Below are 13,296 nucleotides of genomic sequence, written 5' to 3' on the forward strand. Positions count from 1 at the left end.
GGGTTCTTTTGCCGGTAATAAATAGTAATGATGAAAAAAATCTCTCTCTTCATATTGTTCATCCTGGCGGTTTTAGCTTCCTCTGCAAGTAGCCGGGTAAAAAGCAACATAACCTCTAACCTCGATGAGTTTTCATCCGGTATTTCGGGTACGGTGCTTGATTCGGTAAGTGGTAAACCCGTTGATTATGCTACGGTAACCATTATTGACCAAAGCAGCGGTAAAATAGTATCCGGCTCGCTTACAGCTACAGATGGTAAGTTTTCTATCGGAAAATTAAACAGGGGCATATATAACGTCAAGATCAGTTTTTTAAGCTATGCCGATAAAACCATATCGGGAATTAACCTTGTTGATGGAGAATCGAAAAAACTGGGCCGTGTTTTGCTGAGTCCCAATGCTAAACTTTTGAATGAAGTACAGGTAACGGCGAAAAAGGCTTTGGTTGAAGAAAAGATCGACCGCACGGTTTATAATGCCGAAAATGACCTTACCGCACGTGGCGGTGACGCATCTGACGTGATGAAACGTGTACCTATGGTTTCGGTAGATATGGACGGCAACGTAAGCTTGAGGGGGAGCCAGAATATCAAGGTGCTTATTAACGGCAAGCCATCGGCCATGATGTCGGCCAGTGTTGCGGATGCTTTGAAACAGATCCCTGCCGACCTGATTAAGAGTGTAGAGGTGATCACTTCTCCATCGGCCAAGTATGATGCCGAAGGTTCGGGCGGCATCATCAATATCGTATTAAAACAAAATACCCTACAGGGGCTTACGCTTAACATTAACAGTACCGCCGGTACCCGCGGATCCGGACTTGGCCTTAACGGCGGTTATAAAGTTGGTAAGTTTAACTTTTCGTTAGGCGGTTTTGGTCGCGGCAGCTACAACTCTCCGGGCTCTTTCAGTAACAGCCAAACAGTAAGCAGCCTTACTTCAAATGATACTTACCTTACTACGCAAAGTGCCACAACTAAAAATAAATCGCTGTTTGGTAGGTATAATTTTGGTATGGACTATGATATCAGCGAACATAACTCGCTTAGCTTGGGCGTAGTAATAGGCGCCAATAACCGCCCCACAACGCAAAATAATTTCCTGACACAAAGTTATCTTAATGATGAACTGACAAGCTCTATGCTGCAGCAGAACAAGATCACCAATAACTCCAACCAGGTAGACGCAACCCTTACTTATACACTTACAGGCAAAAAGCCAGAGCGCGAGTTCAGTATATTGACCGAGTACAGCCAGAATAACCGGAATAACAATTTTGAGAATATCTATCTGGATCAAAGCAGTGGCGCGGTAACCGGCGGATTAAAAAACAATAATAACAGCGTTAATAAAGAACTCACTTTTGAGGCCGATTACCAAACGCCCACATTTAAGAACCAATTGCTGGAGTTTGGTGCGAAGGATATTATCAGGACGGTAAGCAGTGATTATACCTATTTTTCTGCTGCCGATGGCTCGCTTAACTACCAGCCTATATCATCATCCAGTTTATCAAACGCTTTCAGCTACAAGCAGAACGTAGCGGCCGGTTACCTGTCATATACGCTTTCGCCTATTAAAAATTACACGCTTAAGGCCGGTGCAAGGTATGAGTATACCAACATTACGGCTGATTTTAACAGCGGCTCATCAGTTAATATTCCAAATTACGGTGTACTGGTACCAAGTGTAAACCTGGCCCGTAAGTTTGGTAATGGCGATATGATCAAGTTTGGTTTTACACGCAGGATTCAGCGCCCATCGCTTGAGTTTTTAAACCCTAATATCCAGGCATCAAACCCGCTTAACGTTACTGTAGGAAACCCGGCGCTCTCGCCTGAGTATACCAATAACTTTGAGTTGGGCTACAGCACTCATATCAAAAACAATAGCATTAACGTATCTGCCTTTATGCGTTCTACCAATGATGCTATCCAAACCATTAGGACAAGCAGTGGCGATACGGTGAAGACATCATACCAAAACCTGGGTAAACAGGATGCTTACGGGTTAAGCCTTTCATTCAATTTATCCCCAATCAATAAATTAAGTATTAATGGTGGTGTAGATATGTATCACCTTAGCCTCGATAACCTGGACCCTGATCCATTGTTTCGCGCTAATAACCAGGGCTGGGTAGCTAACTACCGTTTATTCGGTAGCTATGATCTGTCGGATAAATATTCTATTCAGGCTTTCACATTCCGTCGTTCACGCCAGATCCAGTTACAAGGCTACCAGGGAGGTTTTGGGGTTTATAACGTTAGTTTTAACAGATATTTTGCCAAGAAGAAAGGCAGTATAGGCATAGGGCTTGATAACTTCCTGACCAATGGTTTCCACGTGCCTACGGTGGTTAACTCAGGTAATATCAGCCAGCAGGCGGTTAACATAACACAGGTACGCAGTTTCGAGATCAGGTTTAGTTACCGCATTGGCGGCCTTAGTCAGGCTAAACCCAAAAAGCCTAAAAAGACTATCAACAATGATGACCTTAAAGACAGCGGAAGTAATAATGACAGTAAATAAGCATCCGGGAAATGTATAAGTAATTCAGAGAAACATATAATTTTAAGGCCCGGTATAAAGCCACCTTTGTGTTGTATTAAAAATTAAAACAATGACAAAGACAATATTTATTACCGGTGCCTCATCTGGCCTGGGTAAAGCTACTGCCAAATTATTTCAAAGCAAAGACTGGAACGTTATAGCAACCATGCGCTCGCCTCAACATGAGCAGGAACTATCAGCATTGGCAAATGTTACCTTGCTGCCCCTTGATGTTAATGACCCGAAACAAATTACCGAGTGTGTAACAAAGGCTACCGGCTTAGGAAAGATCGACGCAGTATTTAACAACGCAGGGCATGGATTATTTGGCCCCTTAGAAAGTTATGACGATGAACAGATAGCTGGATTGATAAACACCAATTTATTAGGCGTTATCAGGGTAACCAAAGCTTTTATACCGCATTTCAGGCAACAGGGTGGCGGATTATTTATAACAACATCATCTATGGGCGGCATGACGGCCTTTCCGTTCAGCTCCATGTATCATGCAACCAAATGGGGGATAGAAGGCTTTAGCGAAAGCATGTACTTTGAGCTGTCAAAATTTAACATCGGTATTAAAAATATTTTACCCGGTGGCATCAGAACCGATTATGTAGGTCGTTCAATGGCACATGGTGTTCATGAGGTTGAAGCTTATCAGCCGTCAATTGATAAGGTTAACAGTATCATGAGCCATCTTTTACTTCCTGAAAACCTTACACCTGCCGAGGATATTGCTGAAGTAGTATTTGAAGCTGTGACTGATGGCAAGGATCAGTTAAGGTATATTGCAGGCGAAGACGGAAAGGCCTTATATAAAACCCGGACTGAGATGGGCGGGGAGGTGTTTCGCAAGCATTTTGACCAGGTTTTCTTTGGTTAATCCGCTTTAAGGAGATTTCATATCTTTAAAAATGAAAAAAGAACTGATCCGTATCCGTTCCATCAATGAGTTGCACCGACATTATCAATGTGGTACGCCACGTCATCCGCTGGTTTCGGTTATCGACCTTAAAACAATCCGGCATAATTTGTTGGAGCAAGGCGAGGCTTACCAAATGTCCCTTTATATCATCTCTTGCAAGAGTTTCAAGGGTAACCTGCATTATGGCAGACAGCTTTATGATTTTGAAGAAGGATCGTTGTTGTTCACCGCTCCCGAACAGGTGATTAGTTCAGGCCCTGAAGTTGAGTTAGAGGATGGTTGGGCCTTATTCTTTCACCCGGATTTGATTAACGGTACTGCGCTTGGCCGAAATATTCATCAGTATTCTTTTTTTTTGTATGATCTGAATGAAGCCCTGCATGTTTCGGACGAGGAGAAGCAAGTACTGCTGGATTGTGTTAAAAAGATTGAACGGGAATATTCACAAAATATAGATAAGCACACTCAGGGCTTAATAGTAAGCAATATCGAACTGCTGTTAAGCTACTGCAACCGCTTTTATGATCGTCAGTTTTTGACACGGGCGAAAACGAACCATGACCTTGTGCAGCGCTTTGAATTGTTACTGAACGAATATTTTACGCGTGAAACATTGGTTAACGATGGCTTACCGGAAGTGAAATATTTTGCTTCGAAACTTAATATCTCGCCTAATTACCTGTCCGATCTGTTGCATAAATATACCGGCAAAACAACGCTTGAGCATATTCATTTACAGCTTATTGAAAAGGCGAAACTGTTACTTTGGGAAAGGGATAAGTCGGTTAGTGAAGTTGCCTATCAGCTCGGGTTTGATCATCCTTCACATTTTACAAAGATCTTCAAAAGCAAAACCGGCTTTACGCCAAAAGCATACAGAAGTAACAACTGATTGGTTTTTTGGAGGTCTGAAATTGATATAATAAAAAAGACGGTCATTTATAAGCCGTCTTTTTTATTATAATTGGGGTTGGACAGTTTGCCCCTAAGCTTTATTTATTGACAATATCAAATGTGCTGAATTGGGCACTTTCAGTTGGCTTGCCTTTAAAAAATAGGCCGATACGTTGAGGCCGGTCCCATTGCGGTAAAAAATCTACAGGGATACTTTTTCCGGCAGATATTTCTTTCCAATCCTGGTTTGGTGCGGCGTAATAAGCTTTGCAGGTTCTGTCGGGTGCCATGCTGAATTTGAGGCGTACAGGCACATCAGACGCTATGGTAACAGAATCAATAATAGTAAAACTACCATCCTTAATCATCCATAATTTCACTTGCTTACCCGAGGTGCCAATTCCTAAAGCCGAATTGACAGTGCCATAAAAGGCCAGGCCTTTAAGCGCGTTATTGCTGTTAGATACAGTCGTAGTCATATCGAAATGATCGGATACCGGGCGAACACCATATACAATCCCGGCCTTATTTTTTTCGGACACCTGGCCCGATAAATTAAACTTGCCATTACCTTGTTTTACAACGGGACTGGCGTTGTGGAAATCATACTGCCAATATAGTGCGGGCTTGTTAGTGGTAAAGGTATCATGTATTCCAGGAAGCTGGCGTGGTGTAGCAACCGCTTTCATGATAGGCCATCCATTGTTTTTTGGCCATGAAAGCGTAGCCAACATGCCCTCGCGCCCGGTAAAAACCTCACTGCGTTCATTGTAGGCATGGCATAGGTAAAAATATTGCCCCGCAGCAGTTTTGACGAAGGTGCCGTGCCCGCTGCATTTCCAACCAGCTGCAGGTTTTAGCAACTCTTCACCGTCATACTTGTCATACGGACCGGAAAAGCTGGTAGCCCTTGTTACCTTAACATGGTAGCTGCAACGTACACCACAGCAACCTCCGGCAGAATAAAACAGGTAGTAATACTTCCCGGTTTTTAATATGCTTTGCCCCTCCATGCCTACACGTTTATCATCTTTCAGGAGGGAAAACATTTCTCCTTCGGTTTTCAAACCATCTGCCGAAAGTTTACAAGCCAGGAGTTCGATAGGGCGGTTATCGAGGCCGTATGCTTTGAATGAGATATACAATTGTCCATTGTCATTGTATATAAAAGGATCTATGGCTTCTTTCCCATGGTCAACGATAATTCCGCGATCTGTAAAGCCATGATCAGGGTACTTTGAAGTTGCTACGCCAATGCATGAAACGTTATCAGATTTACGCCGCGCAGTGTAATAAATATAATAGGTTTTGTTAATGTGATAATATTCAGGCGCCCAGAATGATCCAACAGTCCATTCGGGTGCTTTATCAAACACGTATCCAACTTGTTTCCAGGTCTTGAGGTCGGTTGAATGATAAACAGGATAATGCGGAGCCCACTCTGACGATGTTCCCGCGGCATAATAACCGTTGGGGACAGCAATAACAGTGGGGTCCGGAAAATCGCCGGGTATAACAGCTGTGGTTGTTTGGGCGGTACCTTGATTTATGGTTGTCCATAAAAGCAGGAAAGCAAAGAAACGTAAGATTAATAATTTCATCAGGTATTGGTTTTTGGAACGGCAATATCGTTATTTTCCGCTATTGAAGTGTTGCTAAACCGATTTTTGTTTGGCTCAATATAAGTTGTCCTGAATTGGATATAACCATATTAATGAGTTGATGCCGGCTTGTTCGGGTTAGCAAACGTTAACAGTTGCCGCTTATAAGATTCGGCCGTTATGTTTTCTCCTGATTTTTTTGCTGCCATAATTGCCCCGTAAATTCCATTAAAACGATTGGGGTGTGTTTTCAGATCGGAGCGGTAAGCTCCCAAAGCTTTATCCGGTTTATTCATCTCTAACAACATATCGCCCAATAACTCCCGCGCTGGGATTACTTCACAGGGCGTAACCGGATGCTTTTCGGTTTTATCTTCCATATCGGCTGCTTGGTTCATCAAATTGAGTGCATCTTCATTTTTTCCGGCTTTAAATTGTATCCAGGCTTCGGCTGCTTTAATCTGTATTTGTACCTGGTTGGCCTTATATGAATCCTTTTGCGTGGTCAGCGTGTCATGGATAGTGTTTAGTTTTGCCAATTCCGCTTTTGCGGTGTCCATACTGCCGATATGTACAGCGCCCATTAGCCGTGTGAAATGAACAATAGCGGCTTGCCACGGGAAGTTTTTCCATGGAAAATTTAAAGGTGATACAGTCAGTTTTGCGGCTTTATCCCATAATTTATTTTCGAACAGGTAGCGTGAAGGAATGGCAGCAAAAGCATAAGCAACTTTAAAATTTACAGGATGCACTTCTGTAATGGTTTGCAGATAGTCGCATTGCTTTTTTGCATCCTTATTATCTCCTTTTTGCAGGTATGCATAAACCAGATAATCAAGCCCATGAAGCTCTTCGTCCCAATGCCCCTTGATACCGGCTGCAGGTGCATAACATTGCGCCGACGAAACAGAAGCGAGGTTTGAAGTTATAGCCTCATCCCACAGACCTAAACGTGTAAAAATATGCGATGGCATATGAAGTGCATGAGCCGAGGATGGTGCTATATTGGCGTATCTTCTGGCCATTGGCAAGGCCTGTTGCGCTAACCCAGGGTAATCATAGGTATGGATTATGTAATGTGCTATTCCGGGATGATTGGGCTCATTAGGGTAAAGGGAATATAAAATGGCGCCTGCTTTTTTTTGCTTTTTGAACGTCTTATCGGCAGGATCGGCGGCGGCATCGAGCGCAAGAGCGTAAAATATGGCTGCTTCTTTATCCTGAGGGAAATCCTTGTATACTTTGGCCATGCCGTTTTCAAAATTGATGCTCCGGGTATGATGATCTGATTTATCCCAGTTTTGATAAAAGGACGAGATCGCATCTATATATTCGGCTTCCCTGGTCGATTTGGGTTTAATGGAACGGGCTATTTCGGCAGCTTTAGCGCCCTTTTTAAGCTCTGCTTCGGTAGGCGGTGTCCAAAGTGGATGATAATTGCACATAGCCACGCCCCAATAAGCCATTGCGCAATCCGGCGATTTATCAATTATTTTCGCGAAGGCCTTTTCTGCTTCGTCGTATTCAAAGGAGTGCAGCAGGGCCACGGCAAGGTTAAAATCGTCTTTGATTTTTCCTTTATTAGATATTTCAAATTCAACTGATCCAAAATGTTTATCGGGCGATCCGCATAAAACAAGTTCCCCTCTTTTCAATCCTATTTCAGTGATCTGATCTTTTGATGGTTCTGATCTTTTTTCCTTGCAGGAGAAAAGTAAAGCCGTTGAAATAAGCAGAAGCGGGACAATGGCAAACAATTTTTCTTTCATAGTTGAAATGATTAACTATCTGAGGTTGAATTGTGTATGGGTTTATAAGCAAATACTTAAATTACAATATTTGTTTGCTTTTGCCGGGAGTAACTATAAAATTAAAGGCAGCCATAAATTTTTATATAACTGCCTTACTATTCCTGTCAGTGGAAACTACCAGGTTTATCCGATTAAAGAAAATGTAATACTAACTGCTCCCATTCCTCGCCTAAAGATATATTGGGCCGGATCTGCCGTGCCCTGCTGTACCAATAATCCGCATTTCCGATATCACCTTCCTTACGATGCAAATATGCGTGTACCCAGGCCGATGCCTGATCACCCAGGTGATCAACCTGCGCATGCGCCTGATGCCAATCGCCTTTACCATCATACCAAAGGCTTTTTAATAGTACAGAAAGTCTGCCGTCTGGCTGTTCTGCAGTTAATGATGCTTTAAATTCTGCTAAAGTTTTCATTGGGTATTTGTTTTTTTCGACAGTTGGCGTTACGAAAGTAAATGCCAGCTTATTTGTAAATATCCTAAATTAATCGGGATCATGTATTACCAAAAGAAACAAACAGATAGCTTAGAATCCAATCACATCGGGTAAATAGTGGCTGCTTTACGTGGTTTACATTTTATTATATTCGGGCCGTAATAAAATACCTGTCACAATGAAATATTCGGTTCTAAGCTTGTCATTGCTATTTCTTCTATGTTCGTTTGGATCATTAAATACCGATAAAACGCAAATAAAATGGGTAACGGATGCAAAAGGGAAAAAGCTAAGGAAGGAAGAAGAAAATTTGTATAACGACAAAGGTGATATTATGAAGTCGGTTCAATACGTCGATCATCAGAAACCACATTGTGAAATATTTAGCTTTGAATATGCTAATGGTCATAAATCAAAGAAGGTGAAAACATTTTGTGACGGAAAAGGCTACCAACTTACCGTTTATACTTATGATAAACAGAATCGTTTAGTACAGGAAGTGGACTATGAATCAAAAAATCAGTTAGTCGAAAAAAGAGTTAATACCTATCAGGGCAGTAGTAATAACATCAGCAGTACGGCATACTTTAACGGCAAGGAAAAAGATGCATATATGAAATCGGACTTTGAATATTATCATGATAATCTGCTTAAAAAAGAAATTCAAACGGTTGGTGGCAGCTGGAATTGTACCAACAACTACAAATATGATAGCAATAAAAATCTGATTTACGAAGATGCCGAGGTTGATGGCGGAGTAGGAGTAGTGAAGTATTATTACACTTATCAAAACAACATTTTGGTAAAGGATGTGGTTAAAGTCCCGGATACAGGTACCGAGTACCATCTGTATGAATATAGTACGAAGCAATGATCAGCGTTTTGCACCGCCGTTAAATTTTTACAATTATCTTCTTCTTATCAAATACATACATAGGCAGCCAAACTATCAGCGTAAATACAATCGCAGTAATTAACGACGCCCATTGCGGGCCGATGATGCTCTTAAAAACAATATCGTTAAATATATGCATTCCCGAAACTTTACCCTGGGTAGTTGTAACATGGATTAAACCCAAAGGTTCGGGCAAAACTTCGGATAGTACATAGGAGGCAATAGCATTAATGCCAAACACCGTGAATATCCAATAAGGCATTTTGATTTTTTTAATATCGATAAGCAGGTAGCAAAGCGCGAACGCAACCATACAGATCCCGCCGGCAAATAACACATATGAGCTTGACCAAAGCGGTTTGTTTAACGGAAAGAGCAGATTGAAAAGCAACCCGGCTATGGTGAATAAGCAGCCCATGACGGCAAGGCTTCCGAATTTATTTTTCGCAGATAGTTTTAGCTCTTTGAGTATCGCGCCGGCATATAAACCTACCATAGCCGAGCAAACCGCCGGCAGGGTACCGATTATTCCACAAGGATCTGTATAGGCAAATTTAGCGAGGTGCTTTTCGGAAAGGAAAAACCTGTCTATAACTGCAGCGATGTTATGCGTGGGTGTTACGGCAAAAGAACCCTGCAAGGGGATAAGGCAAATAACAATATAGTATCCGATTAAAATGCCTCCAAAAATGTATTTCCATCCTTTTTGCGGGATGTACAGGTAGATCACTGTCGACAGAAAATATACAACACCTAACCGTGGTAATACTCCCGGAAAGCGCAATGTGCTAAAGTTGAAGTTGTATACCAACTGAATTCCCCAGCCGATAAGAATTAACAAAACCATCCTTTTTAACGCTTTAAGAATAATGTCACGGCGTTTCTCCAGATCATCTTTTTTTGACTGCAAAGCAAAAACGATAGAAATGCCCATCATAAAAATAAAACAGGGAAATACAAGGTCGGTAGGGGTACAGCCGTTCCATTCCGAATGCTTTAATGGGGCGAAAGCATGGTCGTGATCGCCGGGCGTGTTAACAATGATCATGGAAGCAATAGTAAGGCCACGGAAAACGTCTAACGATTGGAGGCGCTCTTTTAATGGGTTCATTGATGCGGTTGGCTTATAAATAATTAATGTTCTACAAGAAATACTCTGCAATTTAACTAAATAAATCTAAACGTGTACGTACACGTTTAGATTTATTTAGTTTTGTGAAGATTTGTGTAACAACAATACCTGTGTTTTTAAAAGAAGATAGAATAAGTCGATTCGTCTGTATATTTGGAATCTGAACATGAAAGAAAGTAACTCAAACTCAACGGGTGTTAAGGAAATTGCCCGACTCGCTAACGTTTCTATCGGTACGGTTGACAGGGTGATCCATAATCGCAAGGGGGTATCAGACGAAACCCGTAAAAAGGTTAATGCCATTATTGAAGAGCTGAATTTCAGACCCAATAAAATGGCCAGCCTTTTGGCTCGTCGCGACCAGGTGAATATTGGTGTACTTATCCCGAAAACATCCAGCGAAACCAATTACTGGTCGTACCCGCTGGTTGGTATCACACAAGCAGTGGAAGAGTTAAAACAGTTTGGGATAAGTGTCACACACTTCTTTTACGATTTAGATTCAAAAAATAGCTTTACCACTGCGAGTGAGCAGATACTGGATGCTGATTTACAAGGGGTGTTACTTGCACCGTCGTTTATTGAAGAGTCACTTATGCTTACCAAGAAGCTAACGGAGGCCAATATCCCATTTGTTTTTATCAACTCTGATCTGCCCAGGCAGGAGAGCTTAAGTTATATAGGGCCTGACCTGTTTCAAAGTGGTAGGCTTGCGGCGCAGATTATCAGCATGATGGCCCGCGAAACCGACGATATATTTATAGTCAATATCTCTACCGAATTGGAACTCGATCACCATTTACTAAGGAAGGAACAAGGCTTCCGGAAGTATTTTGAGGAACATAATATTGCCAATACGATACTTACGCTTAATATCAACAACACCGATATTCAATCGGTTAAAAAACAGCTCAGTAAAGCGCTGGCTTCAGCACCTAACGCGCGCGTACTGTTTGTTACCAACTCGCGGGTAAACGTAGTAGCCCGTGTGCTGGCAGATCACTCGCAAAAACTAATACTGATTGGCTATGATTTTATTGAAGAAAATATCCGTTGCCTCGAAAATGAATCTATCTCATTTATTATCAGTCAGCGCCCTAAAGAGCAAGGTTACCAGGGTATCATGGCACTCTACAAACATCTTTTTGGCTTAGGTGATGCAGAACGTACTAACTACATGCCGATAGATATCATCACCAAAGAAAACTTCCATTATTATAAAAATTAAAATAATGTTTTGATTCCCCGTAGGGGATACCTATTTGTAGATAAATTAATTATAAAATTGGTGCCTCGTAGAGGCTACCCTTATCATATCGACTATAAACTCCTTCATTAGGGTAGCACCTACGGCGCAAAAAATAATTTAATCATGATTCTACAAATAGGTAGCACCTAACGGTGCACGCTGTTAATAGCCAGGGTTTTGTGTTAACTGAGCGTCCTTATTCAGATCAATCTCTGATTGAGGTATCGGTAACAACAAATACTTATCAGATATACTGGTGATCTTTTGCCCGCGGTTTTTAACCCTGTCAACCAGTGTCTTGGTACGCATCAGGGTCATGCGGCGATTCTCTTCGGCAATCAATTCGCGTACGCGCTCATCCAATATAAAATCCATTGTAATTTGCCCTGAATTAACTAAAGGCGCATGTGCTCTGTCGCGCAGTACATTGATACTCGTAGCAGCCCCGGCGGTATTCCCTTGTTTAAATTGAGCTTCGGCTTTAAGTAAATAGGTTTCACCCAGACGCATAATGATCATATCCTTGATCATGCTGCTGCCAAACTCATCGTTAGGGTCAAACTGGTCCCACTTGTTTGTTTTGGGTACAATGTTACGGTTGGTGTCAATACCTGGCCCCGTAACCAGTTTGCCGTAAAGGGAGCTTGACGGATCATTATAATAATATTTGCGACGCAGGTTGTATTGGGAATTGCGCATGTCATTCTTGTCGTACAGGTTAAGTACAAAATAAGTTAATGCCATCCGACTGATACCACGACCGCCCAAACTATCGCCTATGATCATACCCGGTGTGTTATAATAGCGGCTACCCCAGGCCCTGCGGTGTTGCGAACCGGTAAAGTGATACCCCGGAAACTTGCTATCAATATCCGGTCCCGCACCGTTAGGTACCGACGCCGGGTTTTCCGTTTCCTGCACCCAGATGGCTTCGGTATTGCCCTGATTACGACGCTGGTTACCAAAAATGAACATATCGGCAAAAGCGTCGCCCGGTTGGTTGGCATGTACACCGTAACGGTTCCTGATCAGGCTGAAAAAGCCGCTGTTGATAACGGCGTTACACTCAGTTTCAGCGTCAGGGTTTTTGCCCATCCTCAGGTAAACCTCTGCCAATAATTGAGAAGCCATAGCGGTGTGTGGTGTTGAGGCTACTGCTAATTGATCAACCGTTGGCGCGTTTTGTTTAGCAAAAGTAAGGTCCTGTACAATGAGCTTGTTTACATCATCAAGCGATGCGCGTACAAAATCAGTTTTAGGCGCGGTAAGCGGCGTGGTAATAATGGGCACACCGCCAAATAAGGTAGCCAGGTAATTATAGGCTAATCCCCTGTAAAATAATGCTTGCCCTTTAATACGATTTTTAAAGCCGGTTGATAGGGTTAACCCAGGCTGATCGATATTGGTTACCACATTATTGGCGTTGTTAATGAGCAGGTAACACCATCTCCAAACAAAATCTATCGATACATCCCTTGAGGTGAGTTTTTCATAGTTTGTGTAGGGTATGGCCATAGGGTCCAGATCGTCGATGGCTTTGTTATAGGCCACATCGGTGCCCATTTGCCATACGCACAGAAAGCCCTGGTTACCATTCTGGTTTTCGTTTTGATTGTTCCAAAGATTGTAAGTGTATTGTAAACCTACTATACCCGCTTCAAAGGCAAGTGAATCTTTGAGCGCCGCAGGGGTAAATTTGGAGTAAACGGTCTCTTTCAAAAAGTCCTTTTTACAGGAGTTGAGCATCGCACCTATGGCGAGCAGCACCGTTAGCAGTTTGATATATGTTTTCATAA

10 protein-coding genes are annotated in these 13,296 nt (G+C 42.3%); 5 read left to right on the forward strand and 5 right to left on the reverse strand.

From position 1 onward, the window contains the following. Positions 1–27 precede the first annotated feature (27 nt). From EAH55_RS23195 to EAH55_RS23205, 3 genes are all read left to right on the forward strand, one after another. A complete protein-coding gene (locus EAH55_RS23195) occupies positions 28–2,529 on the forward strand; it encodes a TonB-dependent receptor domain-containing protein (protein ID WP_121811776.1) in 2,502 nt (833 codons plus the stop codon). Between the two features lie 91 nt (positions 2,530–2,620). Beyond that, on the forward strand, positions 2,621–3,436 hold the full coding sequence (locus EAH55_RS23200; RefSeq protein ID WP_121811777.1) for an SDR family oxidoreductase: 816 nt from the start codon (positions 2,621–2,623) through the stop codon (positions 3,434–3,436). Positions 3,437–3,467: 31 nt separating this feature from the next. Continuing rightward, on the forward strand, positions 3,468–4,370 hold the full coding sequence (locus EAH55_RS23205; protein WP_121811778.1) for a helix-turn-helix domain-containing protein: 903 nt from the start codon (positions 3,468–3,470) through the stop codon (positions 4,368–4,370). Between the two features lie 100 nt (positions 4,371–4,470). Here EAH55_RS23205 and EAH55_RS23210 read toward each other — a convergent pair whose 3' ends face one another. The 3 genes from EAH55_RS23210 to EAH55_RS23220 all read right to left on the reverse strand — a co-directional run bounded on the left by EAH55_RS23210 (position 4,471) and on the right by EAH55_RS23220 (position 8,203). Then, the gene (locus EAH55_RS23210) at positions 4,471–5,973 is read right to left on the reverse strand and encodes a glycoside hydrolase family 43 protein (protein WP_121811779.1); all 1,503 of its coding nucleotides are present in this window, start codon (positions 5,971–5,973) and stop codon (positions 4,471–4,473) included. A gap of 110 nt (positions 5,974–6,083) precedes the next feature. Then, positions 6,084–7,742 (reverse strand): tetratricopeptide repeat protein, encoded by a 1,659-nt coding sequence (locus EAH55_RS23215; RefSeq protein ID WP_121811780.1) that lies wholly within the window; start codon positions 7,740–7,742, stop codon positions 6,084–6,086. A 173-nt stretch (positions 7,743–7,915) separates the two neighbouring features. Next, entirely contained in the window at positions 7,916–8,203 is a 288-nt protein-coding gene (locus EAH55_RS23220) for a hypothetical protein (RefSeq protein WP_121811781.1), read from the reverse strand. Between the two features lie 199 nt (positions 8,204–8,402). Between EAH55_RS23220 and EAH55_RS23225 the strand changes: the two genes are divergently transcribed. Then, positions 8,403–9,098, forward strand: coding sequence for a hypothetical protein (locus tag EAH55_RS23225; RefSeq protein WP_121811782.1), 696 nt, complete (start codon positions 8,403–8,405; stop codon positions 9,096–9,098). Between the two features lie 19 nt (positions 9,099–9,117). Here EAH55_RS23225 and EAH55_RS23230 read toward each other — a convergent pair whose 3' ends face one another. Continuing rightward, positions 9,118–10,230 (reverse strand): acyltransferase family protein, encoded by a 1,113-nt coding sequence (locus EAH55_RS23230; protein ID WP_121811783.1) that lies wholly within the window; start codon positions 10,228–10,230, stop codon positions 9,118–9,120. A gap of 187 nt (positions 10,231–10,417) precedes the next feature. Here EAH55_RS23230 and EAH55_RS23235 point away from each other — a divergent pair, with 187 nt between their 5' ends. Further along, positions 10,418–11,479 (forward strand): LacI family DNA-binding transcriptional regulator, encoded by a 1,062-nt coding sequence (locus EAH55_RS23235; protein ID WP_121811784.1) that lies wholly within the window; start codon positions 10,418–10,420, stop codon positions 11,477–11,479. A 183-nt stretch (positions 11,480–11,662) separates the two neighbouring features. Here EAH55_RS23235 and EAH55_RS23240 read toward each other — a convergent pair whose 3' ends face one another. Further along, positions 11,663–13,294 (reverse strand): RagB/SusD family nutrient uptake outer membrane protein, encoded by a 1,632-nt coding sequence (locus tag EAH55_RS23240; protein WP_121811785.1) that lies wholly within the window; start codon positions 13,292–13,294, stop codon positions 11,663–11,665. Positions 13,295–13,296 lie beyond the last annotated feature (2 nt).

This window comes from Mucilaginibacter kameinonensis (assembly GCF_003675385.1).
Lineage (GTDB): Bacteria > Bacteroidota > Bacteroidia > Sphingobacteriales > Sphingobacteriaceae > Mucilaginibacter > Mucilaginibacter kameinonensis.

Excerpts from the sequence above, each read along its gene's own strand:
- EAH55_RS23200 (WP_121811777.1), top strand. The coding sequence starts at position 2,621 with ATGACAAAGACAATATTTATTACCGGTGCCTCATCTGGCCTGGGTAAA.
- EAH55_RS23225 (WP_121811782.1), top strand. The coding sequence starts at position 8,403 with ATGAAATATTCGGTTCTAAGCTTGTCATTGCTATTTCTTCTATGTTCG.
- EAH55_RS23230 (WP_121811783.1), bottom strand. The coding sequence starts at position 10,230 with ATGAACCCATTAAAAGAGCGCCTCCAATCGTTAGACGTTTTCCGTGGC.
- EAH55_RS23240 (WP_121811785.1), bottom strand. The coding sequence starts at position 13,294 with ATGAAAACATATATCAAACTGCTAACGGTGCTGCTCGCCATAGGTGCG.
- EAH55_RS23210 (WP_121811779.1), bottom strand. The coding sequence starts at position 5,973 with ATGAAATTATTAATCTTACGTTTCTTTGCTTTCCTGCTTTTATGGACA.
- EAH55_RS23195 (WP_121811776.1), top strand. The coding sequence starts at position 28 with ATGATGAAAAAAATCTCTCTCTTCATATTGTTCATCCTGGCGGTTTTA.
- EAH55_RS23205 (WP_121811778.1), top strand. The coding sequence starts at position 3,468 with ATGAAAAAAGAACTGATCCGTATCCGTTCCATCAATGAGTTGCACCGA.
- EAH55_RS23215 (WP_121811780.1), bottom strand. The coding sequence starts at position 7,742 with ATGAAAGAAAAATTGTTTGCCATTGTCCCGCTTCTGCTTATTTCAACG.
- EAH55_RS23220 (WP_121811781.1), bottom strand. The coding sequence starts at position 8,203 with ATGAAAACTTTAGCAGAATTTAAAGCATCATTAACTGCAGAACAGCCA.
- EAH55_RS23235 (WP_121811784.1), top strand. The coding sequence starts at position 10,418 with ATGAAAGAAAGTAACTCAAACTCAACGGGTGTTAAGGAAATTGCCCGA.